This is a genomic window from Rhizobium sp. RU33A (assembly GCF_900156055.1).
Taxonomy (GTDB): Bacteria; Pseudomonadota; Alphaproteobacteria; order Rhizobiales; family Rhizobiaceae; genus Allorhizobium.
In genome coordinates this window covers 54874-77679 of the sequence record NZ_FTMQ01000004.1, presented here as the reverse complement: position 1 = coordinate 77679, position 22806 = coordinate 54874, and the positions used below count along the sequence as shown (strand labels likewise).

Here is a 22806-nt window from a genome sequence, read left to right as displayed (position 1 = left end):
CATGGCAGGGCGCGGCGACAATTCGAAGGCGAGAGCCGGCGGTGGAGTAGACACGGAGCCGATGCGCCGGGCCATCACGGGCTGCGTCCGTTCGATCGCGGGTGATCCGCAGGTCGAGGTCGCCTTCGCCAACGAGCGTCCTGGTCTTGCTGGCGAGCGGATCCGCCTGCCGGAACTCTCCAAGCGTCCGACCGCCCATGAGCTCGCCGTGACCCGCGGTCTCGGCGATTCCATGGCGCTCAGGCTCGCCTGCCACGACCAGAAGGTCCATGCGGCACTTGCACCGCAGGGTACAGATGCCCGCGCCATCTTCGATGCCGTCGAACAGGCTCGTGTAGAATCGCTCGGGTCGCTGCGCATGCCAGGCGTTGCCTCCAACATCCAGTCGATGAATACCGAGAAATACGCGAAAGCCAATTTCTCGACGATCAGCCGGCAGGAAGATGCGCCGATCGGCGAGGCCGTCGCGATGCTGGTGCGCGAAAAGCTCACCGGCCAGAAGGCGCCGGAAACGGCCGGCAAGGTGCTTGATCTCTGGCGTCCCTTCATCGAGGACAAGGCCGGTGCCGATCTCGATAATCTTTCGTCCGTCATCGAAGACCAGCAGGCTTTCTCCCGCGTGATCCGCCACATGCTGTCGGCCATGGAGATGGCCGAGGACATGGGCGACGACCAGGAGCAGAGTGAGGACGAGCAGTCCACCGACGAGGAGCAGCCGCGCAGCGGCGAGCAGGACCAGGAGACGTCGGAAGACGAAGCCGGTCAGGATTCCGCCCCTGCGGAGGAAAGCGAAGCTTCGCAGGAACAGCTCGATGACGGCGAGATGGACGGTGCCGAGATCTCTGAAGAGGAGATGTCGGACGAAGGCGACGACGACAGCGAGACGCCCGGCGAAATGCGCCGTCCGGCGACCCCCTTTGATGATTTCAACGAGAAGGTCGACTACAAGATCTTCACTCAGGAATTTGACGAGGAAATCACCGCCGAAGAGCTCTGCGACGAGGCGGAGCTGGAACGGCTGCGTGCCTTCCTCGACAAGCAGCTCGCGCACCTGCAGGGTGCCGTCGGCCGGCTCGCAAACCGCCTTCAGCGCCGCCTCATGGCGCAGCAGAACCGCTCCTGGGACTTCGATCTGGAAGAAGGTTATCTTGATCCGGCGCGTCTCACCCGCCTGATCATCGACCCAATGCAGCCGCTCTCCTTCAAGAAGGAGAAGGACACCAAATTCCGCGATACCGTCGTGACACTGGTGATCGACAATTCCGGCTCGATGCGCGGCCGTCCGATCACGGTGGCCGCCTCCTGTGCCGATATCCTTGCCCGCACGCTGGAACGCTGCGGCGTCAAGGTCGAGATCCTCGGCTTCACGACCAAGGCCTGGAAGGGCGGTCAGTCCAGAGAGAAATGGCTCGCGGGCGGCAAGCCGCCGGCGCCCGGTCGTCTCAACGATTTGCGCCATATCATCTACAAGTCGGCGGACGCCCCATGGCGCCGATCGCGCCGCAATCTCGGCCTGATGATGCGCGAGGGCCTGCTCAAGGAAAACATTGATGGCGAAGCGCTGATGTGGGCGCATAACCGCCTGATCGGTCGCCGCGAGCAGCGCAAGATCCTCATGATGATCTCGGACGGCGCGCCGGTCGACGATTCGACGTTGTCGGTGAACCCTGGCAACTATCTCGAGCGGCACCTGCGCGCCGTGATCGAGCAGATCGAGACCAAGTCTCCGGTCGAACTGCTCGCGATCGGTATTGGCCACGATGTCACGCGCTACTATCGCCGCGCCGTCACCATCGTGGACGCTGACGAACTGGCAGGCGCCATGACCGAACAGCTCGCCTCGCTCTTCGAGGAAAAGCCCTCCGGTGGCTCAGGCCGGGCGCGCCTGCGTGCCTGAGCGATCGACCTATCGGCGCCGCCTTGGCTTGAGCTGTGCGCTGGCAGGTCTGCTTGCACTTTCCGCCTGTACGCCTGCAGTCATCCCGCCCGGCCAGACCTTGTCCATCCCTGTCGACAGCGACGTGTTCACTGAACTCGGCGGCAATCCGACCATGGCGCCCGGACTGACATTCCTCGGCGGTGTCGAGCTGTCCTCCTCCGAGCCGCTGTTCGGTGCCTTCTCGTCGATCCGGTTTCTGGACGACAGCCGTTTCCTCGGCGTGTTCGACACGGGTTATTGGATCGAGGGAGAGATCAGGCGCGATGCCGAGGGCCGTCTCGCTGGTGTCGACGACGTCAAACTTGCGCCGTTGCTGGACGCGTCCGGGCAAGAGAGCCCGAGTAAATTCTTTGTCGATGCCGAAAGCCTTGCCGTCGATGGCAACAGTGCCTTCGTGGGATTCGAACAGCGTCACCGCGTCGTGTCCTACGCTCCCCTGTCCGACCTCGGCAAGGCAGTGCCGTCTGAACCGCTCGCCTTCCCCTTTGATCTCGACGTCCTGCGCAGCAATGGCGGTTTGGAGGCGCTGGTGATCGCCGAAAAGGACGGACCGCTCGGCGGGGCGCTGGTGGCGATTTCCGAAAAGAGCTTCGACGATGACGGCAATATCTATGCGGCGATCCTCGGTGGTCCGCTTGCCGGCGAATTTCGAGTGCGTCCGCGTGACGGTTTCGACATCACCGATGCGACTTTTCTGCCGGATGGGGATCTCCTGCTGCTCGAGCGTCGCTTCACCATCGCCAGAGGTGTGGGCATGCGTTTGCGCCGCGTGGAGGGGGGTAGCATTCGACCGGATGCGGTTGTCGATGGCGAGATCCTGTTCGAGGGCAATTACCGATCCCAGATCGACAATATGGAAGGCATTGATGCCATCCCCGACCCTGACGGCTCCGTTCGGCTGATCGTCATCTCTGACGACAACCATTCGATCCTGCAGCGGACGCTGATGCTGGAATTCCGCTTGGAAAAGTGACGCAGATCGGACGCATTTTCCGCGCGTTTGAAAAGTACCTGTTAACGGACAATCGAAGATCCCCTGGCGCGACCCTGCCGTGCGGTTGTCATTTCTGCCGATCCCAATCAGGTTGATCCCGATATCGTTAAGGACAGGGCCAACTTGCGCACGCTGGATCGAGAGATCACCGTCAGTCAGTCCATTCCCACGCCCTTGCGCGTGTTGCTGGCCTGTTTGGCAGTCGGGCTGCTGTTGGTGTTGTGGGGTGAGTTGGGAGCAGGCCTGTGGCCTTTCTCAACGTTGACACCGTTTTTCGCCATCATTGTTGTCGGCGGTTCGGGTGTTTTACTGAGCTTCTTGGTTTTTTCGGTCGCCGGACCGGATGAGCGCTGGACCTTTCGTCCTGGCATCGTCGACGTGGAGCAACGACTGTTTGATCGTCGGTACCTTTTTCAGGTCATACCAGACGACGGTGACTGTCAGGTCATCAAATCAGACACATCAGACTCGGGCGAGAGTTGGAACATCGTCATTCAGCTGAATACGCCAATTCCGGCGCCGGAGGATCCGCTGTTTCGTCTGGTGCTCACCCTGTTCGGATGGAGATCCCGAACGCAGCTGTCTTCTCCAGCTTTTTCCTGCGAGGACAGGGCGCGGCATGCCCTCGGCGTGCTATTGCGAGAGCACGGAGAGCCGGGATCTGCATGATCTCGCCTCTCCAAGGCTGTAGCCGCCTCAGGCCGAGCGTTCGGCCGTCGGCATGGGCCGCACAATGCTCATCAGCGCGCCGTAGGGCAGGAGCATGATGAAACCGATCAGCATCTTCACGCCGAAGTCGGCAATCGCCCAGGAAATCCAGCGCGGTGCCTCTGTCGACATCACGCCGAGGATCGGGGCTGCGGCAATCGCGAAGTCGTCGTTCGGGCCGATGAAGCCGAAGACCGGTGCGAAGGACAGGGAGAAGAAGATTGCCGTGTCGAGTACGGAGCCGATCAGCGAGCCCATCAGCGGCGCCTTCCACCAGGTCTGCTGGCGCAGCCGGTTGAAAACCGAGATGTCGAGCAGCTGGCCGACGAGGAAGGCAGAGCCCGACGCAATCGCGATACGCGGCGTGGCGAGCAGGATCGACAGAAGAACACCCGCGATGAAGCCGACGAGAACGACGCGGCGCGCAACCTGAGGTCCGAACTGACGATTGGTCAGATCGGTAACGAGGAAGGCGATCGGATAGGTGAAGGCACCGAAGGTCAGCAGATCGGCGAGATTGATGCCGGCCAGAACGCCGTTGACCGGGTGCTGGACGAGGAAGTTCGAGGCGACGACGATGGTCGTCATCAGCAGACTGTAGGCAAAGAAATAGCGCTTGTTCAGCATTTTTTTATCCTGGGTGATGCCACCAGTTGGAGGGACAATACTGTAAAGGGTGGATGCGCATGTCAGGCCTTTGACCTGCATGAAAATCCCAAACGAAAAGGCTTGCCCGGCGTGCCGGTCAAGCCTTTCGAAAGTCTGGCCTGATGACGCTATTAAGCGGCTTCGGCGGTCTTCTTGACGATCTGGCGACGCAGCAGACGAGCGCGCATGCTCAGGTCGGTTTCGGAAGCCTTGATCAGGAACGCATCGAGACCACCGCGATGCTCGACCGTGCGCAGGGCAGCAGCCGAAACGCGCAGGCGGAAGCGCTGGTTCAGAGCGTCCGAGATCAGCGTGACGTCGCACAGGTTCGGCAGGAACCGGCGCTTGGTCTTGTTGTTCGCGTGGCTCACGTTGTTGCCCGACTGGACGCCCTTGCCGGTCAATTCGCAACTGCGGGACATGGTACACCTATTGTTTTTCTAGGCTATCGCATCGCTTCCGGCCAAATGCCGGCGAGGCAATCCAACAGCGTCTGATTGGAAAGTTGCGGTTCTATAGTCAGTGAGAACCGGCGCGTCAAGCCAAACCTTGGATTTTCCGGGCGGCAGACCGGGTGTAGGATATTTTCTTGCCACAGTCCACGGCGAGTATGCATGTTCTAGACGCCGGCGCGCCGGCATTCCCATGATGGAGATGGCATTGCGTCCGACCGGCTTCCTTACCGCCTTCCTCGTCCTGCTTGCCGGTGGTGCCGGGGCTGCCGATTATCGCTACGACACGTCCTACAAGGTTTCTCTCGGTGTCTTGCCGATTGCGCGCATGACCTTCCAGACCGCCGTCGAAAACGAGCGCTACACGATTTCCGGCCAATTTCACTCGTCGAGCCTGGTCGACATCGTGCGTGAGGTGTCCGCAGACAGCAGCGTGTCAGGTCGCATGTCCGGCGGGGTCATGAACCCCGAGCGCTATGTGCTCGACTACAAGAGCGGCAAGCGCAATCACGTCTACGAGGTGCTGTTTGCCGGCGGCAATGTGGTGGAAACCAGGGTCACGCCGGAGCGGCCGAAGCCGGACACCTGGGTGCCCGTCCAGCCTGATGACCTGAAGTCGGTGCTTGATCCGATCGGTGCTCTCCTCATCCCCGGCAATGCCGATGTCTGCGGCCAAACCTTGCCCGTCTATGACGGCGAAAGCCGCATGGATCTCGTTCTCTCGCCGAACCGCTCGGAGACCTTCTCCGCCGGCAGTGCCAAAGGCGAGGCCATCGTCTGTTCGGTCCGATACGTGCCGAAGTCCGGTTACCGCCAGGGCCGCAAGGACATCGAATATCTGAAGTCGGTGAGCGGCATGGAGATCTGGTTTGCCAAGACTGCGACGCTGCAGCTATATGCACCTGTCTATGCGAGGATCCCGACCCGCTACGGAACCGTGCATGTGACGGCAGAAAAGTTCGACGGCTAGTTTCAGCGGGCGAGCCCCGCATCAGGGGATTTCATGAAGACCAAGGCAACGCTGATCGGGTTCACCGCGATCCTGATGTGGTCCTTCCTCGCGCTGATGACAGCGGCCTCGGGCACGATGCCGCCCTTCCAGCTTTCGGCCATCACCTTTGCGATCGGCAGCCTGCCTGGCATCCTGTTGTTCATGGCGCGGCCAGAACGGTTGAAGGAGCTTCGCCAGCCGCCGAAGGTCTGGCTCGCCGGCGTCGGTGGCCTCTTCGGCTATCATTTTCTCTATTTCACCGCACTCCGGAATGCGCCGGCCGTCGAGGCCGGGCTGATCGCCTATCTCTGGCCACTCCTCATCGTCGTCGGCTCGGCCCTCCTGCCGGGTGAGCGACTTGGCTGGCATCACCTCGTCGGTGCGCTGTGCGGTCTTGCCGGAACCGCGCTCATTGTCGGCAAGAACGGTTTCGCCTTCGACCCGGCTTACAGCCTTGGCTATTTCACCGCCTTGCTCTGCGCCTTCACCTGGGCCGCCTATTCGCTGATCAGTCGCAAGTTCGAGAAGGTGTCGACCGATGTCGTCACCGGCTTCTGCCTTGCGACATCGGCTCTTTCACTTCTGTGCCATCTTGCGCTCGAAACCACTGTCTGGCCGGATACGACGGCGCAATGGGCCGCGGTGATCGGGCTCGGGCTACTTCCGGTCGGGCTTGCCTTCTATGTCTGGGACTATGGGGTGAAGAACGGCGACATCCAGATCCTCGGCGTTTCCAGCTATGCCGCGCCGCTTCTGTCCACGCTGATCCTGATCATTTTTGGCTTTGGCGAGATTAGCGTCAGAATTGGCCTTTCATGCCTGCTTATCACAGGTGGCGCTGTGCTCGCGGCTCGCGATATGGTTTTCCGCAAATCGGAGCGCGCGACCTGACGGGAGATTGAATGGCCACTGCGACCGGCATCCTCTGGCTTTCGGTCGCGCTCGGTACCAGCTATCTCTGGATCCTACCGCGGGAGAAAACCGTGTTCCGGGCCGTCTGGAAGACGTTGCCCGTCCTGCTGCTCGCCCTCTATGCCTATGCCGTCGGCGCCCATCCGCTGCTGGTTGCCGCCCTTGTGTTCGGAGCCCTTGGCGACTGGTCACTCGCCTTTGAGGGAGACCGAGCCTTTGTGGGCGGTGTCGCCGCTTTCCTCACTGCCCATATCGCCTATGTGGCGTTGCTTGCGACCCTCACCGACCTCGAGATTGCCTTTGCCGAGCCCTGGCGAGTGATCGCCGGAGCGCTTGTCGCGATCCTGACCTTCGGCGTGCTTGTGCGCATCTGGAAGCCTGCCGGACGACTGGCGGTGCCCATCGGCGTCTATGTCTTCTTGTTCATGATCCTGGTCTGGCTGACACTCGGTCTCGCCAATCCGCTCGCCTTTGTCGGGGCGGCGCTTTTCATCCTCTCGGATATCGTGCTGACGATCCGACGATACTGGACAGGCCCCGATCACCCGATCGATGGCATGGCCGCCTACTTCGTCTGGGTAACCTATTTTACGGCGCAGGTGATCCTGACGCAGACGCTTTCGGAGGTGTGATTCGCGGGCTTACGCGCCCGGTGCCCAGCCGGGCGGCGCCATTTCGAAGGCGGAAAAGTCGAATCCGGGCGCTACCGTACAGCCGACAAGGGTGAATTCGCCGAGGCTCTCGGCCGCCTGCCACTCATCGGCATCAATGATCGCCTGAGGACGTTGCCCGGCCGCGAGATCGAGCCCCAGCACGACCGTCTCCTGCGTCACGCCGTCCTTCGAACGATGCAGGGCAAGCGGCGCACCGGCATAGTAGTGCCAGGCCTCGGCGGCATCCTTGACCTTGTGCCAGTGAGACCGTTCGCCGGCCTGCAGGAGATAGTAGATAGCCGTCGAATGGCCGCGGGGGCCGCCGTGTTCGTCCCGATAGGTTTCCACATACCAGCCGCCCTCGGGATGGCGCTGCATGCCGAGGGTCTCGATGATGTTGGCTGCCTGCATCAGAAGGAGTCCTTGCGCTTGCGGATTTCCGCGAAGACCTCGTCGTTCGTCGCGCCCTCCATGCCGAGCGTGCTCCGGATATCCGGGTCGCCGGCGCGCAGGAACGGATTGGTTTCCTTCTCCAGCCCGATCGTCGTCGGAATGGTGAAGTCGCCGCGCTTGCGCTGCATTTCGATGAGTTCGGCGCGGGATTTGAGCCGCGCATTCTCCGGATCGACCGTCAGTGCGAAACGGGCGTTGGAGAGCGTGTATTCATGGCCGAAATAGACGATGGTCTCATCGGGGAGCGCCGCAAGCTTCTGCAGGGAATGCCACATATCGAGCGCCGACCGTTCGAACAGACGCCCGCAGCCGAGGGCGAAAAGCGTGTCGGCGGCAAAGAGCAGCATATCCTCGGGCAAGTAGTAGCAAACATGCCCCGCGGTGTGGCCCGGTGTCTCGATCACGCGCACCGGGCGCTTGGCAAAGGTGAACTCGTCGCCGTCGCCCACCGTCCGATCAATGCCGGGGATCACCGCCGCCTCGTTGCGCGGGCCGATGATCTCGCAGCCGTATTTTTCCTTCAGCGCCAGATTGGCCTCGACATGGTCACCGTGGTGGTGGGTCGTGAAGACATGGGTGATCGTCCAGCCCCGCTTCTCCGCCGCCTTGACGATCGGATCGAGTTCCGGTGCATCGATCGACGCCGTTTCGCCCGTCTCGGGGCAGTGAAGAAGTATGCCGAAGTTGTCACTTCGGCAGAGGAATACCTCGATCTGCAGTGATTTCATTGTCGACCCGCTTTTTATGTCCCACCTCGTTGGCGCGAATGTAACCTCTCGCGCCTTGAACTCCAATGAGGGGCTGCTAACAATAAGTTCATGCATGTCGATATCGTCGATCTAAGGCAGTTTTATTATACGATGCTCGGCCGCGTGGCGGAGCAATCGGTTGCGCTGGCAATTTCTTCCGTCTGGGCGCGCCTGCCACAGGAACGGCTTGTCGGCCTCGGCTACTGCATTCCCTTTCTCGAACGCTTCCGGGCCGACACCGAGCGCACCATGGCCTTCATGCCGGCAGGGCAGGGCGCGGTGAACTGGCCGGTCGGCGAACCCTCGGCCACGACGCTCGTCTTCGACGAGGAACTGCCTCTCCCTGATAGTTCCGTCGACCGCGTGCTGATGGTGCATTCACTCGAATTCGCCGAGAATCCGCGGGAGACCTTGAAGGAGGTCTGGCGGGTGCTCGCCCCCGGCGGCCGCCTCGTCATCGTCGTGCCCAATCGTCGTGGCGTCTGGGCGCGCATGGAACACACGCCCTTCGGTTCGGGCCGTCCCTATTCGCGCGGCCAGCTCACCTCGCTGCTGCGCGAGACCAACTTCACGCCCGGGGCTTCGGCGGAAGCCTTGTTCTTCCCGCCGTCGAAGATCCGTGCGGTCCTGCGCCTTCGCCGAGGCTTCGAGCGGCTTGGCCGGGTTCTCTGGCCGGCCTTTTCCGGCGTCATCGTCGTCGAGGCGCAGAAGCGGCTCTATCAGGGACTGCCCGTTGCCGCGCGTGCCTCCCGCCGCGTCTTTGCGCCGGTGCTCGCACCGCAAGGTATGCCGACGACCCGCAATCGATCTCCCGAGGTCTGAAACGCGTGTTGTGCCGTGCGTCCCCTGGACAGGCTTCGGCGCTCGCCCGCCTCGACAAAGCGCGTTTTCCGCAGTAATCCCAATCCCATGTGAAGGGGTGGCCTCTCGCCATCCAATGGCCGGGAATGCGCCTCATGAACGCCTCGACGAAGCCGACACCCCGTGCCGGGGTCATGGAGATCGCCGCCTATGTTCCTGGCAAGGACCATGCGGGCGGGGTTTCCCGCGTCTTCAAGCTGTCGTCCAATGAAACGCCAGTTGGTCCGAGCCCGAAGGCCATGGACGCCTTCCGCATGGCGGCCGCAACGCTCGAGATCTATCCCGACGGACAGGCGCGCGTGCTGCGTGATGCGATTGCCGAGGTGCATGGGCTGAACCCGGCCAACATCCTCTGCGGCAATGGTTCGGGCGAGTTGCTTGCCCTGCTCGCCAACATCTATCTCGGACCCGGCGACGAAGCCATCATCACCGAACATGGCTTCCTGCTCTACCGCATCCAGATCCTGGCTGCCGGCAGCACGCCCGTAACGGTCAAGGAAACCGATCGGCGCGTCGACGTCGATGCAATCCTTGACGCTGTCACCGACCGCACGAAGATCGTCTTCCTGACCAATCCCGGCAACCCGACCGGCACCTATGTGCCCTATGCCGATATCAAGCGGCTGCATGCGGCCTTGCCTGCGCATGTCATCCTCGTACTCGACGCCGCCTATGCAGAATATGTCCGCCGCATTGACTATGAAGCAGGCGTCGAGCTGGTCTCTGCCAACCGCAACGTTGTGATGACCCGGACTTTCGCCAAGGTCTACGGGCTTGCGGCTCTGCGCATCGGCTGGATCTATGGCCCCGCCGAGATCATCGACACGCTGAACCGGGTGCGCGGGCCGTTCAACATCAACACGCCGGCACTTCTCGCCGGGGCTGCCGCCATGCGCGACCAGACGCATGTGGCGAAAGCCGTCGAGCATAACCAGGTCTGGCTCGGCCGGGTCTCAGACGCGCTCACCGCCCTTGGCCTCGAGGTGACGCCCTCGGTCACCAATTTCATCCTGATCCACTTCCCCGATGAGGACGGAAAGCGGGCAGCGGATGCCGATCGCTTCCTGACAGAACGTGGCTTCGTCTTGCGCGCCGTCTCGTCCTATGGTTTTCCCAATGCACTCCGCATGACGATCGGCAGCGAGGAGGCCAATACCGGCGTGATCGCTGCCCTCACCGAATTCATGGAACGCACCTGATGTCTGAAATCCTGTTCGACCGCATCGCCCTGATCGGTATCGGCCTCATCGGCTCGTCGATCGCCCGCGACGTCAAGAAGCTCGGCCTGGCCAAGGATGTGGTCATTTCGACCCGCAGCGCCGAGACGCTGAAACGGGCGGAAGAGCTGGAGCTCGGGACGGCTTATGTCGCCTCAGCCGCCGATGCCGTGAAGGATGCCGATCTCGTCATCGTCTCAGTGCCAGTCGGCGCCTCTGAAGCCGTGGCGCAGCAGATCGCACCCAACCTGAAGCCGGGCGCCATCGTCACCGATGTCGGCTCGACCAAGGCCTCCGTCATCGCCCAGATGGCACCGCATATGCCGGATGGCGTGCATTTCATTCCCGGACACCCGCTGGCGGGCACGGAAAAGTCTGGCCCGGATGCCGGTTTCCCGGGTCTCTTCAAGGGGCGCTGGTGCATCTTCACGCCGCTCGAAGGTACGGACGGCCAGGCGATGGCCCGTCTGCGCGGCTTTTGGGAAGCCTTGGGTTCGATGTGTGACGAGATGGATCCGCAGCACCACGACAAGGTGCTCGCCATCGTCTCGCACCTGCCGCATATCATTGCCTACAATATCGTCGGCACGGCCGACGACCTCGAGACGGTGACGGAATCGGAAGTCATCAAATATTCCGCTTCGGGTTTCCGCGATTTCACCCGTCTGGCCGCTTCCGACCCAACCATGTGGCGGGACGTCTGCCTGCACAACAAGGATGCTATTCTCGAAATGCTAGCGCGTTTCTCGGAAGACTTGGCCTATCTGCAGCGGGCGATCCGTTGGGGCGAGGGCGACAAGCTGTTCGAACTCTTCTCGCGCACCCGCACCATCCGTCGCTCGATCGTCCAGGCCGGCCAGGACGTCGACGTGCCGGACTTCGGCCGTCACGCACTCGACAAGTGAGCCAATCCCGCCGCCTCAGAGGGGCGGGATCTGTCCAAGCGGGATGAAGCCGAGCGATGCCACGCCGTTCTGGATGGTGATCTCGGCTTCGCTGTCGTCCCGGCCGAAGGCGAGCGCCCTAAGCACGTTGGCGACATTGTCGATCATGCTTGCTTGTTCCGGATAGGCCGTCTTCATGGCATCGCGCCAGTCACGAACCTGTTCGATCTGCAATTTGATCCGCCCCGAGACCAAGCCGTCCTCACCCACCTCGAAGGGGCCGCTCAGGGTCAGGACGCGGCCTTCTCCCATGTCGATCACCATGCGACGCACTTCGCCCTTGGTGCCGTAGAGCTTCTGCTCCTGCGCCACGCGCGGATCGAGCAGCCCGCCCTTGTCGGCAAAGGTGGCGTCGAGGCTCGCCGAGACGGGTGGAAGCGCTATCTGGGTGCCGCCGATCGAGACCGAGACATCGCGCACCAGCGACGCATAATCGAGATTACCCTCGTTCTGGCGGACATGTGACTGGGCACTCGGCGCCGTCATCTGCACCTGCAGATTCGACACGGTGGAGGTGACCGTGGCACTCAGCCCTTCCATCATCAGCGAACTGCGCGACAGGCCTGAAAGGCCGATGCGGAAGCTCGACTGCATGTTGGTCCAGTCAAGCGCGGTGTTGAAGCCGAGCGCCGAGCGGATTTCCGCCGGCCCATCCAGTTCCCAGACGATATGACCGGGATTGTAGATCTGGGCAGCTGCGCGCATCGGGCCGAAGGAGGCTGCAACGCCCTGGAAGTGATCGTCGAAGGCAAGTCGCGTGCAATTCAGCCGGAAGCGGAAGGGATAGCCGCCAAGCGACGCATCCTCGCAGGTCGCGGTCACGCCTGCCGGATTTCCGCCCCCAAAGAAGGTCAGAATGCGTTTCTTCAGAAATTCCGCAGCAAAATACCAGCCGACACTATAGACAGCGATGACGAGGACGATCAAAACGCCGAGCCGGACAACCTTTCGGCTGATCGTGCTTTCCGGCGCGGTCGACATGGCCATGGGATGCTCCTCGTTGCGATCACTTCACGTGTCTTGGATTGGCGTGCGATATGGACGAATTTTGGGTCTTTGGCTACGGATCGCTGATGTGGAATCCGGGCTTTCCCTATGAAGAAAGAGTGCTTGCCCGGCTCGGCGGTTATCGTCGTTCCCTCTGTGTCCGCTCCTATGTTCACCGCGGAACCGAAGAGCGCCCAGGACTGGTCCTCGGGCTCGACCGGGGCGGCTCCTGCAAGGGCGTCGCGTTCCGTGTCGCGCCATCTTCGTGGCAATCCACCGTTGACTACCTGCGCGAACGCGAGCTCGTCACCAGCGTGTATCTCGAACGTCATGTCCGCACCACGCTTGCCGACGGCCGCTCCGTCAGGGCGCTCACCTACGTCATCGACCGGGCCCATCCGCAATATGCAGGCGCCGTCACGGTCGAGGAGGCGGCGCAGATCGTGGAGGGCGCCGTCGGTCGCTCGGGTCCCAATCCGGTTTATGTCGCCAACACCGTCGCCCATCTCAGGGAAATCGGCATCCGTGACCACTGGCTCGAAAGCGTGGCTTCCGCCATCACCGCGAACGGAGCCTGAAGCCCCGCACGCATTCCCGTGTTGAATGCGTTCAGAGTGCTCCGAGTTCCTTCAGCCTGTTCACGGCTGTGGGAGGCAGTGGCAGATGCGGGTTGTCCTTGGCCGTCTTGATCAGCAATTCGTCGCTTGCCGTCTCCAGACGTTCCATCAGGGTTGCCTGCATGACATCGGGATCGAGACCCGGCTCGATCGGCGGCAGGATGCGGACGACGAAGTGACCCGGAAAGCGCAGGAACTTGCGGCGTGGCCAGAAGAGGCCGGGATGCATGGCCACGGGCACGACGGGCACGTTGATGTCGCGGTAGAGACGGGCGATGCCATATTTGTATTCCGGCGGCGCACCCGGGGGACGGCGGGTGCCTTCGGGATAGATGATCAGCTGGCGGCCATTGGCCATTTCCATCTTGGTCCGTTCGATCACCTGCGCCATGACCTTGCCCTTGGCGCCGCGATTGACCGGGATCATCCGCTGCTTGGCGACATACCAGCCGAAGACGGGGATCCACATCAGCTCGCGTTTCAGGATGTAGACCGGATCATCCAGCCAGGGCAGCAGCGCATAGGTGTCCCAGAAGGACTGGTGCTTCGGCGCCAGGATATAGCCGCCGCTCTTCGGAATATTCTCCAGCCCCTCGACCGTAAACGTTGTGCCGACAATCTTCTCCATCAGCCAGTGATTGGCGCGCGCCCAGTCCTTCGGCACGAAGAAGGCCTTCTTGCGCGGCAAGAGGAAGTAGATCGGAAACAGCACGATCATCCGGATGATGATGTTCGCGTAAAAGGCGATGTTGAAGATGATGGAACGCAGGGCAATCATGATCTGGAGCTCTCGAGGGCGGGCGAAACCGTCATTAGAGCAAAAGTCCCGCCAGCAAAAGCGCTAGCTTTCTTCTTGCTTGTCAGGATGTGCGCCCAGATTCGGTGATTTCGCCGTCCGGGCGAAGACCCTGATCCCGGCTCCATCCGGTCACGCCCCTGACATAGGCAATCACCGTCTTTCCGTATTCGGCCAGCATGGTGCGCATGGCATCCGGCTCGCTGTACCACGCGCGTGTCTTCAGATCGGCATTGACCACGGGATAGCCGATGAATTCGGTGTCCGGATCGCTTCGGCGCAATTCCATCAGGCTGCGCGAAAGATGGTAGTTACTGGTGACGACGAGGATGGAGCGATAGCCCTTGTCGCGGATCCAGATCGCCGTCTCGTTGGCATTGCCGATCGTGTCGATCGCGGCGTAACCGATGTCGACGCAGCAGTCGAAGAGGTCGGGCGAGGTGCGCGTCGCCTTGCGGATCTGCCCCGCGGTGGTCGAGGGATTGACCCCCGAGATCAACAGTCTTTCGCCGTAGCCGCGCTTCAGGAGATCGATCGCCTGCTCGATGCGCTGGTAACCTCCGGTCAGAACGACGATCGCATCCGCCTTCACCGTCTCGGGTGGCCGCATGTTGCTCACCGAATCAGCGAAAATCAGAAAACCGGCCACCAGCACCGCGACGCTCAATATCACGAGCATCCCGCCATAGCGCAAAGCCCGGCGTATCAGGCCTTTGCGCGCAAAGAGGCCGTCTCCGGAAGGAGGCCGGCCGCCGTCACGCAGCGGTTGATTCGAGGTCATCCGATCCATGCTCATAGCCCGTGAATAGCCGGGATTTCCCACAGCGAACAGGCGGCATTAAGGCAAGTCAACATGCGAGATTTCGTCAATCGTCGAGAAGGCCGTCCGTGCGGGCCGGATCGGAGCGAATGAGATCGATTTCATAGATCGTGCGCATGACTGTCAGGCGCGCGGTAATGGTGGTCAGAAGCGCAATCACGATCATCGTCGCGAAGATGCCGAGATAGCCACCCCAGCCGATCGTGAAGGTGCCAAACAGTGCCGTCGCCTGGTCGCTTTCCGGGGTAGCCAGCGAGCGGCTTTGCCAGAAACTGGCAAGCGCAAAAAAGCTTGCTGCCAGCACCGCCCCGACGGCTGCGCCCTTCATGCTGATCTTCAGAAAGTGTTTCTGAAATTCCTGGGCGACGAAGCTTCCTTCGGCGCCGACAAAATGCAGGACCTCGATGATGTGGCGGTTGCCTGACAAAGCACCGCGCGTTGCAAAGACCACCGTCAGCACCATAGCTGTGAAGACGAGGATCAGGATGCCCGAGCCGATCAGCACCGTCGTGCGGGCCATCTGCACCAGACGGTCCACCCAGGTGCGGTGGTCGTCGAGGAAGGCCTGTGGCACCTCTTCATTCAGGAGCGCACGCATGGCGTCGAAGTCGGGCGGACTGGTCTCGTCGATGGTGATCACGATCAGCCTCGGAACGGGCAGATCTTCAAGATTGAGCCCCGTGCCGAGCCAGGGTTCGAGAAGGCGCGCTGTTGCGCTGTCGTCCATGATCTGGCCGTCACGGGTGCCAACGAAGGTGAGCGCCAGATCGCGCGCCTTGACAAGGGCGGCCCCCATGTCGAGGCCTTCTTCGGGTTTGATCTGGATGGTGATCTCGCGAGAGATCTGGCTTTGCCAGCCGGCGGCCGTGGCGCGGACCATGGAAACGCCGCCCAGCGTCAGGCAGGCGAGGAAGGCCATAATGGCGATCACCACCATCAGCGCATTGCCCTGGATGTTGGATGGCGGCAGGATCGGGCCGGTAGGCCTCACCGTCATCTCGACGCGGCGCTTCTTCTGACCAGGGGTCTGGTTAGCGTTCTGATTTGGGTTCTGGGGGATCTCATTCATAGATGTCGAGCCGCCCGTCGGTCAGGATCATCCGGCGCGCATCCACCTGATCCATCAATGCGAGATCGTGGGTGGCGATCACCACCGCGGTGCCGAGACGGTTGAGTTCCAGGAAAAGGCTCAAGAGCCTGCGCGCCATCGGCGGATCGACATTGCCCGTCGGTTCGTCTGCAAGCAGGATCTCCGGCCGGTCGATCAGCGCGCGGGCAATCGCCACGCGCTGCTTCTCGCCGCCCGAGAGCACCGGCGGCAGCACATTGATGCGCTCGCCGAGGCCCACCCATTTCAAGAGTTCGATAACATCCTGCTTGTAGGTCTGCTCGGCCTTGCCGCGCACGCGCAAGGGCAGCGCCACATTCTCATAGGTCGTCAGGTGGTCGAGCAGGCGAAAATCCTGAAAGACGATGCCGACGCGACGGCGCAGCATCGGCAGTTCGTTGCGGGGTATGCTGGTGATGTCGCGGCCGAAGCTCTTGATCAGTCCGCGCGTCGGCTGCAGCGACATGAAGAGCAGACGCAGAAGCGTCGTCTTGCCGGCACCCGACGGGCCGGTCAGGAACTGGAAGGATCCCTTCGGCAGGTCGAAGGTCAGGTCGCGGAGGATCTCCGGTCCCATCCCATAGCGCAGGCCGACATTTTCGAAATGGATCAAAGGGGGCCCAGTCTGACGTGTCCGAGGTCTGGGGCGCGTAAACGACGATCGTAAACGGCCGGTAAACATGCCCCGGGACGCCTGGCTTTCTCAGCCGTCTTTCCGAAGCATTAACCAATTGAATTTACGACTGGTGAGGATTCGTTTCAACCGCCGACTTTCGGGGTATCCGATTTTGGCTGTGCGAAAGGTCCGAACGAATGAGTGCCTTCCGTTACCAGAAGCAGGCCGCCGCCGCGGACCTCGACCTCCTGCCGCCGGATCGTGCCCGCCGACGGATCGATCACCAGCACCAGCGTGCCGCTCGTCACGAAGTCGTCGATGCACAGTTCGTCACGGTCCGTGAGCCGCCCAAGGCGTCGCCGCGTCCGGCCGTGTCCGTATCTTCCGCACCTTTGGCTTCCGATCTGCGTGCAATTCTTCGCACCGCAGTCTATGCCATCGAACAGCGCCTGCAACGTCTTTCGGATGTCGCCTTTTCGCTGCTGGTGGCGATTGCCTTCGTCTCCTTCTTCTCGCTTGCCGGACAATTGGTCTTCGGCGGTGGCGAGCATCCGGAGATTGCCGCCAAGCCGCTTGACTTCACGCATGTCAACCTGACGCCGCAGGACCGCAACGGGATGCGTGTTCTCCTGCTCAATGCCATCGTCGAGAACCGCACCGCCCGGGAAGTGTCGTTGCCCAAGCTTCGTGCCGATCTTCTCGTCGACGGGCAGGTGATCGCCAGCACCTATATCGAGCCGCCGGTCGCGAGCTTGGATGGCGGCGAGAGCCGCGGCATCGTCACCCGTCTCCAGCATCCCGGTGGAAAAACGCCGGAAGTCCGGCTTTCCTTCGAAGAGTCGGGTGCCTAAGCCCTTGTCAGTGTGCTAAGGCCCTTGCCTTTCCGGCATACCGCCGGCCAAGGACCTGAGGTCGACAAGCAAGGAGTTCCCCATGCCCGTAGTTCGCGGAAAGAACATCGAACCGCTCTTTACCGCCGAGCAGATCCGGCAACGTAATCTCGAACTCGCTCAGGATATCATCAAGGGTCCCTGCGACGACCTTCTGGTCATTTCGGTACTGAAGGGCTCGTTCATCTTCGCCGCCGACCTCATTCGTGCGTTGCATGACGTCGGTCTCGCCCCGGAAGTCGAGTTCATCACCCTGTCCAGCTATGGCACAGGCACGGTCTCCCAGGGCGTGAAGATCATCAAGGACATCGACAGCGACGTGAAGGGGCGCAACATCCTCCTGATCGACGATATTCTGGAGTCCGGCCGCACCCTGCTCTTCGCCAAGGAACTGATGTTCGAGCGTGGCGCGGCAAACGTCACGATCGCCGTGCTTCTCGACAAGAAAGTGAAGCGAAAAGAACAGTTTGAGGCTGACTATGTCGGCTTTGAATGCCCCGACTATTTCGTCGTGGGCTACGGCATGGATGTGGCCTATGCCTTCCGCGAACTGCCCTTCGTCGGCGTCGTCACCGGCGACGCGTGAGCTGGTTCGAAACAGAACATCTCGCCATCTGATGGCAGTGACCTGTTAACCATCGCGCCGGACGACCTGTCCGGCGTTTACCACTCGACAAGGAAAGTCTGGTGATTTGCCTCTCGCAAGGCTCAAAGGACGCGGGAGAAGACTTCAACCATGGCGAGAATCCTCATCACCGAAGACGAAGACTCCCTGCGCTCCTTCGTGGCGCGTGCGCTCCGCCTCGACGGTCACGAGACGCATGAAGCCGCCGATGGCGCGGAAGGTCTCGAAAAGCTGTCCGAAGGGGCCTTTGACCTGCTTCTGTCGGATATCCGCATGCCCGTCATGGACGGCATCGAGCTTGCGCATCGCGCCCATTCCGAATTTCCGGCCATGAAAATTCTGCTGATGACCGGCTATGCCGAACAGCGCGAGCGAGCCGACGACCTCTCGGCAAAGATCGTCGATGTCGTCTCCAAGCCCTTCGCGCTGCCTGATATTCGCAAGGCCGTCGCTTCAGCGCTTGCCGGCTGAGGCAGCCGACCACTCGCTCAACAAACAAACGCCCGCTGATGCGGGCGTTGTCGTTTCTGCAAAACCGCTACGGCCTCACTGGATGTCGAGCAATCGCTCCAGATAACGCCGTTCGATCTCGGGGCTCGAGTTCTCGCCGAGTTTCTCACGGATCGCTTCGAGGATTTCGCGGGCACGCTGGACATCGATCTCGTCGGGAACCTTGACCTGCTCGCCGAAATCCGGACCGCTGGTGGCGCGGGGGCGGCCGAGGGGATCGCGACCATCCTGATTGCCCTGACCCTGACCCATCTGCGGACCCTGGCCACCCTCGCCCTGCTGCGCCTGCATCATCTGGTTCATCATGTCGCGAGCGCCCTGGCGAAGCGCCTCCATGGCGCGTCCCTGGCCTTCGACGGCCGGGCCGCCCTGACCCTGGCCAAGCGCCTCGCCGGCGCCCTGCATTTCCTGCTGGGCTTCGCCGAAACCGGGGCCGGGCTCCATTCCCATGCCTTCGAGGCCTTCCTGCAATTCGCCAAGCTGCTGGCCAAGCTGCTCCTGTTGTTCACGCAGCTGTCGGAGCGCCTCGCGCAATTGCTCGGCGGTCATGCCGTCCAGGCCCTGCTGCCCCTGCTGGCCCTGCTGTCCTTGCTGTCCTTGCTGACCTTGCTGCTGCTGGCCCTCGGCGCCTTCTTCGCCCTGCTGCGGATCGCCGCGCTGCATGCGGTCGCGCAGAGCCTGATCCAGGCGGAAGGTCTCGTCCATCAGCCGCTGCTGTTCCTGCATGATCTCGCCGAGCTTGTCGATCTGGCGGCGGGCCTCGCTGTTCTGCTGCTGCTGGCCCTGCTGCGGGCGTCCGGCCTGCAGGTTGTTCATCATCCGCTGCAGTTCCGAAAGGAGTTGCTGTGCCTGGTCGCGATTGCCAGAGCGGGCGAGGTTCTCCAGCTGGTCGAGCATGTTGTCGAGATCCTGCTGACGCAGCATGTTCTGGGCATTCTGCTGCGGTTCGCCCTGCTGGTTGGGCATGCGCTGCGCCAGGGCCTGGAGGAATTCCTGCATCGCCGAGCGCAGCTCTGCCATCAGCCGCTGAATTTCCTCGTCGGAGGCGCCGTTTTCCAGCGCATCGGAGAGAGCCTGCTGGGCGTCGCGCAGACGGCGTTCGGCCAGCGACAGGTCACCGTCCTCGATGCCGAGCGCGATTTCCCAGAGATAGTCGGCCGTGTCCTTCAGCTGTTCTTCGCCGCGCGCCATGTTCATGCGCGCGCGGGCGCTTTCTATCGCAATGAAATTGCCGAGGTCGGGGATCGTCTCGTCGGCGCGGAGCACCAGCGCCTCGTTCAGCGCGATCGCCTGCGGCATCTGGCGTGTGTCGAGCGCGAAGACCTTGCGCTGTTCGGCAACAGCTGCGGCGAGCGGCTCGTTGAAATTGCGGCCGGGCAGCAGCATCTCGATCGGCTCGCTGCGACCGGTCTGGCCGGCGCCATCGGTTGCCACCAGCGTGATCTTCACCATCTGGCCGGCAAGCGGATGCTCGGTGATGTTGCGGCTCGCCACGCCCTTGGTGTCACGGGCATTGTGGCGTGGCAGGTCGAGCTTGTAGTCCGGATGCGGGTAAAGCGGCGTAGCATCTGCCTGCTCTTCTAGCGGCAGGATCTCGGCATGGGCGTCGCGCAGGCCGTAGTCGTCCTTGGCGGTAAAGGCGATTTCGAGCGCCCCGTTGATCGCGCGGCGCGGCGTGCCGTCAAAGGCGATCTCGGGTGCTCTGTCTGGTGTGACGCCGATCGTCCAGGTCCGGTCGGCTACGCGCAGTTCGCCGGCTTCATTCAGTTCCAGCTCATGGGTGCGCGCCACCATAGCGGCGTTTGGTGCGGGCGCTGGCGGCGGCGTTGGGACAGCCGTCTGACTGTTTGCGTCGATCTCGGAGCCGGCCGTGGGCGTGCGGGCCGTATCGTCCTTTTCGGCGACGTCGAGAACGGCGCCGTCCGATTGCTGGACGAAGAGGACCTTCTCTTCCGAGGGGCCGCCGCTGATGCGCACGGTGACCTTGGACTTCTGAGGCACGGTCACGCCGGCTGCGTCTTGGGTACCGAGGCCCGAGAGGAAGACTGGCGGCTGCCCTGTATAGCCCGGTGGGGTGATCCAGGCGTCGATGCGGATCGCAGGTGCCTCGCTCTCCGGGACATGCTGGCGGAAGGCGTCGGCGATCTGGCCTGCGCCATTGGAGCCGGAATAGGCGAGTGCGGTGACAAAGAGCAGCGCCGGCACGGCGCGCAGGGCATAACGGTCGTATCGGGCAATATCGGGCTGCGGCAGGCCGGCATCGAGCGCTGCAATGCGCTCGGCCATGCGCCGCTGGTGTTCCTGCCAGAGCGCGCGGGCAAAGGGTGTCTCGGCGGAGAGCTGATCGTCCTGCACCGCCACCGGCTGATGGGCCAGCCCATTGCGCTCCTCAAGCAGCCTGTCGGCTTCCGGAATGCTCGGCAGGCGAACTTTGAGGAAGGGCAGGAAGGAGGCGACAAAGGCGAAGACCAGGAGGAAGACGATCGCAAGGCGAACGAGGTTCGGAACCTCCCTATAAACGCCGAACCAGGCGAGCGACATAAAGAGGGCTGCAATGCCTGCGACCGGCAGGAAGAGCGGCAACAGGCGCTCGGCAAACAGCACGGACCGTGCGAGCACGCGTTTGACGCCGACGCGCCGCGCAAGCTTCGGGTCGTCCTTCAAGGCGCCTTTCCTGTGGCCGGCCGGGCGGGAAGAGCTCATCCGTCTGGTCTCCGAGAGCGCCGCGCATGATCACGGCTGACAGATCTCGAAGATAGCAGTCTTTGTGGCGAAGACGAGGGCGGCAGGGATGAGGTGTGGGTTTTTCCCGCCTCATCGCCGAATTGTGAATGGATCAGGCCAGCCAGTCGGGCACGCTGTCGAGCGCGATCAGGTCCTCATAGGTCGGACGCGGGCGAATCACGTGGAACTCGTTGCCGTTCACCAGCACCTCCGGCACCAGACGGCGGGTGTTGTAGGTGCCGGCCTGCACGGCGCCATAGGCGCCGGCGGAGCCGACCGCGATCAGATCGCCCGGCTTCGGCATCGCCATCTCGCGGTCGAGTGCCAAGTAGTCGCCGGTCTCGCAGACGGGGCCCACGACATCCGCCTTGATCCGTGGCGCGTTCGCTGCCGAAATCACCACCGGCTTGATCTCGTGATAGGCCTCATAGAGCGTCGGGCGAATGAGGTCGTTCATCGCGCCATCGACGATGACGAAGGTCTTGTCGCCGCCGTCCTTCACATAGATCACTTCCGTCACCAGGATACCGGCATTGCCGACGATCAGGCGACCGGGCTCGGTGACGATGCGGCAATTGAGGCTCGACAGTTGGTCCTTGACGATCTTCGCATAGGCGTCCGGTTCCGGCGGCGGATTGTTGTCGTCCTTGTAGGGAATGCCGAGACCCCCGCCGACATCGACGTGATCGATGCTGTGCCCGTCGCCACGCAGCGTCTCGACGAGTTCGCGCAGCAGGCGGAAGGCGTCTTCGAAGGGCTGCAGATCGGTGATCTGGCTGCCGATATGCATGTCGATACCGGAAACCTGGATGCCTTCCAGTGTCGCTGCCCGTGCATAGACGGCGCGGGCGCGTTCATAGGAAATGCCGAACTTGTTTTCCTTCTTGCCGGTCGAGATCTTGGCATGGGTCTTGGCATCGACATCAGGATTGATGCGGAAGGAGACATGCGCCTTTTTGCCGGCCTTGATGGCCCGCTGGTTCAGGACTTCCAGTTCCGGCTCGCTCTCGACGTTGAAGCAGTAGATGCCGGCTTCGAGTGCTAAATCCATCTCGCTCGGCGTCTTGCCCACGCCGGAGAACATGATGCGCTCTGCCGGGATTCCGGCTGCCAGCGCGCGGCGGAGCTCGCCTTCCGAGACCACGTCCACGCCGGCGCCAAGGCGACCCAGCGTTTTCAGGACGGCCTGGTTGGAATTGGCCTTCATCGCGTAGCAGACGAGGGCATCGACGCCATCAAAAGCCTTGGAAAAGACCTTGTAGTGACGCTCCAGCGTCGCCGTCGAATAGCAGTAGAAGGGCGTGCCGACGGCGCGCGCGATCTCCGGGATGGCCACGCCTTCGGCGTATAGGACGCCGTCGCGATACTCGAAATGGTTCACGGGTTAAGCCCTGTCAGAGAAGCGGATCAAGAAGGAAGGGGCTGTCCGGCGTGGTCGGCGCCTCGGCGCCGCGCTGGTTCTGCTGGCTCGCAGGTGTGCTCGGCGGGTCGAGGTCGCCCTTGCGGCCGCAGGCGGACAGAGCCAGCGAGGCGGCCAGCACAAGAGAGAGCGTAAGCGTCGTGCGTTTCAGCGAATTCACCATGACCCGGTC

General features: G+C 62.3%; 25 protein-coding genes. 13 read left to right on the top strand and 12 right to left on the bottom strand.

The annotated features are described in order from the left end of the window. The first annotated feature begins 1 nt into the window (after position 1). The 3 genes from cobT to BW978_RS15675 all read left to right on the top strand — a co-directional run bounded on the left by cobT (position 2) and on the right by BW978_RS15675 (position 3602). Positions 2-1897, top strand: a complete 1896-nt coding sequence (gene cobT / locus BW978_RS15685) for a cobaltochelatase subunit CobT (protein WP_076396714.1) — start codon at positions 2-4, stop codon at positions 1895-1897. Further along, positions 1866-2912, top strand: a complete 1047-nt coding sequence (locus tag BW978_RS15680) for an esterase-like activity of phytase family protein (RefSeq protein ID WP_139330574.1) — start codon at positions 1866-1868, stop codon at positions 2910-2912. Before cobT ends, BW978_RS15680 begins: the two co-directional genes overlap by 32 nt. Before the next feature lie 144 nt (positions 2913-3056). After that, positions 3057-3602: a hypothetical protein gene (locus tag BW978_RS15675; RefSeq protein WP_076396712.1), complete on the top strand. Its 546-nt coding sequence runs from the start codon at positions 3057-3059 to the stop codon at positions 3600-3602. A 27-nt stretch (positions 3603-3629) separates the two neighbouring features. Here BW978_RS15675 and BW978_RS15670 read toward each other — a convergent pair whose 3' ends face one another. Then, on the bottom strand, positions 3630-4268 hold the full coding sequence (locus BW978_RS15670) for a VUT family protein (protein WP_076396710.1): 639 nt from the start codon (positions 4266-4268) through the stop codon (positions 3630-3632). 152 nt (positions 4269-4420) lie between these two features. Next, entirely contained in the window at positions 4421-4711 is a 291-nt protein-coding gene (rpmB, locus tag BW978_RS15665; protein ID WP_076396708.1) for a 50S ribosomal protein L28, read from the bottom strand. 232 nt (positions 4712-4943) lie between these two features. On the opposite strand from rpmB, the gene BW978_RS15660 reads away from it, so the two are divergent. The 3 genes from BW978_RS15660 to BW978_RS15650 are packed head-to-tail and all read left to right on the top strand — an operon-like array spanning position 4944 to position 7276. Continuing rightward, positions 4944-5711, top strand: coding sequence for a DUF3108 domain-containing protein (locus BW978_RS15660; RefSeq protein ID WP_076396706.1), 768 nt, complete (start codon positions 4944-4946; stop codon positions 5709-5711). Between the two features lie 33 nt (positions 5712-5744). Continuing rightward, positions 5745-6623, top strand: coding sequence for an aromatic amino acid exporter YddG (locus BW978_RS15655; RefSeq protein WP_076396704.1), 879 nt, complete (start codon positions 5745-5747; stop codon positions 6621-6623). An 11-nt stretch (positions 6624-6634) separates the two neighbouring features. Continuing rightward, positions 6635-7276 carry a lysoplasmalogenase gene (locus BW978_RS15650; protein ID WP_076396702.1) on the top strand — a complete coding sequence of 214 codons (642 nt, stop codon included), beginning with the start codon at positions 6635-6637 and terminating at the stop codon, positions 7274-7276. 9 nt (positions 7277-7285) lie between these two features. Here the strand turns inward: BW978_RS15650 and BW978_RS15645 are convergent, their stop codons facing one another. Together BW978_RS15645 and gloB are read right to left on the bottom strand one after the other, a co-directional pair. After that, positions 7286-7708 (bottom strand): cupin domain-containing protein, encoded by a 423-nt coding sequence (locus tag BW978_RS15645; protein WP_076396700.1) that lies wholly within the window; start codon positions 7706-7708, stop codon positions 7286-7288. Then, positions 7708-8478: a hydroxyacylglutathione hydrolase gene (gloB, locus tag BW978_RS15640; RefSeq protein WP_076396698.1), complete on the bottom strand. Its 771-nt coding sequence runs from the start codon at positions 8476-8478 to the stop codon at positions 7708-7710. The genes BW978_RS15645 and gloB overlap by 1 nt, the downstream gene beginning before the upstream one ends. Before the next feature lie 90 nt (positions 8479-8568). Between gloB and BW978_RS15635 the strand changes: the two genes are divergently transcribed. The 3 genes from BW978_RS15635 to BW978_RS15625 all read left to right on the top strand — a co-directional run bounded on the left by BW978_RS15635 (position 8569) and on the right by BW978_RS15625 (position 11482). Next, positions 8569-9321 carry a class I SAM-dependent methyltransferase gene (locus tag BW978_RS15635; RefSeq protein WP_076396696.1) on the top strand — a complete coding sequence of 251 codons (753 nt, stop codon included), beginning with the start codon at positions 8569-8571 and terminating at the stop codon, positions 9319-9321. 134 nt (positions 9322-9455) lie between these two features. Continuing rightward, a complete protein-coding gene (gene hisC / locus BW978_RS15630; RefSeq protein WP_076396694.1) occupies positions 9456-10559 on the top strand; it encodes a histidinol-phosphate transaminase in 1104 nt (367 codons plus the stop codon). After that, positions 10559-11482, top strand: coding sequence for a prephenate/arogenate dehydrogenase family protein (locus BW978_RS15625; RefSeq protein WP_076396692.1), 924 nt, complete (start codon positions 10559-10561; stop codon positions 11480-11482). The genes hisC and BW978_RS15625 overlap by 1 nt, the downstream gene beginning before the upstream one ends. A gap of 15 nt (positions 11483-11497) precedes the next feature. Here BW978_RS15625 and BW978_RS15620 read toward each other — a convergent pair whose 3' ends face one another. Then, positions 11498-12508: a DUF2125 domain-containing protein gene (locus tag BW978_RS15620; RefSeq protein ID WP_076396690.1), complete on the bottom strand. Its 1011-nt coding sequence runs from the start codon at positions 12506-12508 to the stop codon at positions 11498-11500. Positions 12509-12558: 50 nt separating this feature from the next. Here BW978_RS15620 and BW978_RS15615 point away from each other — a divergent pair, with 50 nt between their 5' ends. Then, positions 12559-13086, top strand: a complete 528-nt coding sequence (locus BW978_RS15615; protein ID WP_069042921.1) for a gamma-glutamylcyclotransferase — start codon at positions 12559-12561, stop codon at positions 13084-13086. A gap of 31 nt (positions 13087-13117) precedes the next feature. Here the strand turns inward: BW978_RS15615 and BW978_RS15610 are convergent, their stop codons facing one another. The 4 genes from BW978_RS15610 to ftsE form a co-directional block, all read right to left on the bottom strand. Further along, on the bottom strand, positions 13118-13903 hold the full coding sequence (locus BW978_RS15610) for a lysophospholipid acyltransferase family protein (protein ID WP_076396688.1): 786 nt from the start codon (positions 13901-13903) through the stop codon (positions 13118-13120). A gap of 82 nt (positions 13904-13985) precedes the next feature. Beyond that, positions 13986-14702, bottom strand: a complete 717-nt coding sequence (locus BW978_RS15605; protein ID WP_139330573.1) for a YdcF family protein — start codon at positions 14700-14702, stop codon at positions 13986-13988. An 85-nt stretch (positions 14703-14787) separates the two neighbouring features. Then, entirely contained in the window at positions 14788-15810 is a 1023-nt protein-coding gene (locus BW978_RS15600; protein WP_076396686.1) for a cell division protein FtsX, read from the bottom strand. Then, positions 15803-16462 carry a cell division ATP-binding protein FtsE gene (ftsE, locus tag BW978_RS15595; protein WP_054149910.1) on the bottom strand — a complete coding sequence of 220 codons (660 nt, stop codon included), beginning with the start codon at positions 16460-16462 and terminating at the stop codon, positions 15803-15805. The genes BW978_RS15600 and ftsE overlap by 8 nt, the downstream gene beginning before the upstream one ends. A 200-nt stretch (positions 16463-16662) precedes the next feature. On the opposite strand from ftsE, the gene BW978_RS15590 reads away from it, so the two are divergent. From BW978_RS15590 to BW978_RS15580, 3 genes are all read left to right on the top strand, one after another. Further along, a complete protein-coding gene (locus BW978_RS15590) occupies positions 16663-17316 on the top strand; it encodes a hypothetical protein (protein ID WP_076396684.1) in 654 nt (217 codons plus the stop codon). A gap of 82 nt (positions 17317-17398) precedes the next feature. Next, a complete protein-coding gene (hpt, locus tag BW978_RS15585) occupies positions 17399-17941 on the top strand; it encodes a hypoxanthine phosphoribosyltransferase (protein ID WP_006724552.1) in 543 nt (180 codons plus the stop codon). A 150-nt stretch (positions 17942-18091) separates the two neighbouring features. Then, entirely contained in the window at positions 18092-18451 is a 360-nt protein-coding gene (locus tag BW978_RS15580; protein ID WP_006724553.1) for a response regulator, read from the top strand. A gap of 75 nt (positions 18452-18526) precedes the next feature. Here BW978_RS15580 and BW978_RS15575 read toward each other — a convergent pair whose 3' ends face one another. The 3 genes from BW978_RS15575 to BW978_RS15565 form a co-directional block, all read right to left on the bottom strand. Then, positions 18527-21193 (bottom strand): TIGR02302 family protein, encoded by a 2667-nt coding sequence (locus tag BW978_RS15575; RefSeq protein WP_076396682.1) that lies wholly within the window; start codon positions 21191-21193, stop codon positions 18527-18529. Between the two features lie 133 nt (positions 21194-21326). Next, complete coding sequence (lysA, locus tag BW978_RS15570) at positions 21327-22595, bottom strand: diaminopimelate decarboxylase (protein ID WP_076396680.1); 1269 nt, start codon at positions 22593-22595, stop codon at positions 21327-21329. Positions 22596-22608: 13 nt separating this feature from the next. Next, the gene (locus BW978_RS15565) at positions 22609-22797 is read right to left on the bottom strand and encodes an LPS translocon maturation chaperone LptM (RefSeq protein ID WP_076396678.1); all 189 of its coding nucleotides are present in this window, start codon (positions 22795-22797) and stop codon (positions 22609-22611) included. Positions 22798-22806: the final 9 nt, after the last annotated feature.

Bases quoted from the DNA above. Each gene is read 5' to 3' on its own strand.
- hisC (WP_076396694.1), top strand. From the start codon at position 9,456: ATGAACGCCTCGACGAAGCCGACACCCCGTGCCGGGGTCATGGAGATC.
- cobT (WP_076396714.1), top strand. From the start codon at position 2: ATGGCAGGGCGCGGCGACAATTCGAAGGCGAGAGCCGGCGGTGGAGTA.
- BW978_RS15670 (WP_076396710.1), bottom strand. From the start codon at position 4,268: ATGCTGAACAAGCGCTATTTCTTTGCCTACAGTCTGCTGATGACGACC.
- BW978_RS15590 (WP_076396684.1), top strand. From the start codon at position 16,663: ATGAGTGCCTTCCGTTACCAGAAGCAGGCCGCCGCCGCGGACCTCGAC.
- BW978_RS15580 (WP_006724553.1), top strand. From the start codon at position 18,092: ATGGCGAGAATCCTCATCACCGAAGACGAAGACTCCCTGCGCTCCTTC.
- BW978_RS15600 (WP_076396686.1), bottom strand. From the start codon at position 15,810: ATGAATGAGATCCCCCAGAACCCAAATCAGAACGCTAACCAGACCCCT.
- BW978_RS15610 (WP_076396688.1), bottom strand. From the start codon at position 13,903: ATGATTGCCCTGCGTTCCATCATCTTCAACATCGCCTTTTACGCGAAC.
- BW978_RS15625 (WP_076396692.1), top strand. From the start codon at position 10,559: ATGTCTGAAATCCTGTTCGACCGCATCGCCCTGATCGGTATCGGCCTC.
- BW978_RS15615 (WP_069042921.1), top strand. From the start codon at position 12,559: ATGGACGAATTTTGGGTCTTTGGCTACGGATCGCTGATGTGGAATCCG.
- BW978_RS15565 (WP_076396678.1), bottom strand. From the start codon at position 22,797: ATGGTGAATTCGCTGAAACGCACGACGCTTACGCTCTCTCTTGTGCTG.
- rpmB (WP_076396708.1), bottom strand. From the start codon at position 4,711: ATGTCCCGCAGTTGCGAATTGACCGGCAAGGGCGTCCAGTCGGGCAAC.
- BW978_RS15660 (WP_076396706.1), top strand. From the start codon at position 4,944: ATGGCATTGCGTCCGACCGGCTTCCTTACCGCCTTCCTCGTCCTGCTT.
- BW978_RS15655 (WP_076396704.1), top strand. From the start codon at position 5,745: ATGAAGACCAAGGCAACGCTGATCGGGTTCACCGCGATCCTGATGTGG.
- gloB (WP_076396698.1), bottom strand. From the start codon at position 8,478: ATGAAATCACTGCAGATCGAGGTATTCCTCTGCCGAAGTGACAACTTC.
- BW978_RS15605 (WP_139330573.1), bottom strand. From the start codon at position 14,702: ATGACCTCGAATCAACCGCTGCGTGACGGCGGCCGGCCTCCTTCCGGA.
- BW978_RS15650 (WP_076396702.1), top strand. From the start codon at position 6,635: ATGGCCACTGCGACCGGCATCCTCTGGCTTTCGGTCGCGCTCGGTACC.
- BW978_RS15645 (WP_076396700.1), bottom strand. From the start codon at position 7,708: ATGCAGGCAGCCAACATCATCGAGACCCTCGGCATGCAGCGCCATCCC.
- hpt (WP_006724552.1), top strand. From the start codon at position 17,399: ATGCCCGTAGTTCGCGGAAAGAACATCGAACCGCTCTTTACCGCCGAG.
- BW978_RS15575 (WP_076396682.1), bottom strand. From the start codon at position 21,193: ATGAGCTCTTCCCGCCCGGCCGGCCACAGGAAAGGCGCCTTGAAGGAC.
- BW978_RS15620 (WP_076396690.1), bottom strand. From the start codon at position 12,508: ATGGCCATGTCGACCGCGCCGGAAAGCACGATCAGCCGAAAGGTTGTC.
- BW978_RS15635 (WP_076396696.1), top strand. From the start codon at position 8,569: ATGCATGTCGATATCGTCGATCTAAGGCAGTTTTATTATACGATGCTC.